Below are 491 nucleotides of genomic sequence, written 5' to 3' on the forward strand. Positions count from 1 at the left end.
GCTTTTGGAACCTGTACAGGCTTTCGATTCTACCAGCACCATTGGATTTATCCAGGTCCTGGATCCCCGCTTTAAAACAGCGAAAGGTTTGGGTACAGAAAGCACTTTTAAAGATATTGTAGAAAATTATAATATCTCACGTATTGAAAACACTTTGAGTGCTGCGGTGATCTTTATAGACGACCTCAACATGTATGTAACTATAGACAAGAAAAACCTTCCGGTCGAGTTAAGATATGACACCCAAACCCGTATACAGGCCTCTCAAATTCCCGATAATGCCCCAATTAAATATTTTATGATCGCCTGGGATTAATCCAATTTTAAATTATATCCATGTCTGCTGAAAATCTTACCCGACTGAATAAATATTTAAGTGAAGTAGGTTATTGTTCCCGCCGCAAGGCAGACAGTCTCATAGAACAAGGGCGGGTAACTATCAATGGCGAAATTCCCGAAATGGGAACCAAAGTAAGACCCGGGGATGAAGT

Annotated in this window: 1 protein-coding gene and 1 pseudogene; both read left to right on the forward strand. The window is 40.5% G+C overall.

The window, feature by feature from the left end:
- Positions 1-316, forward strand: a pseudogene (locus HC176_RS16225) (hypothetical protein); the annotation flags it as partial.
- 20 nt (positions 317-336) lie between these two features.
- Positions 337-491 (forward strand): S4 domain-containing protein (locus HC176_RS16230; RefSeq protein WP_280818701.1); only part of this gene is annotated, 155 nt, incomplete at its 3' end.

The organism is Tamlana crocina, from assembly GCF_012037625.1.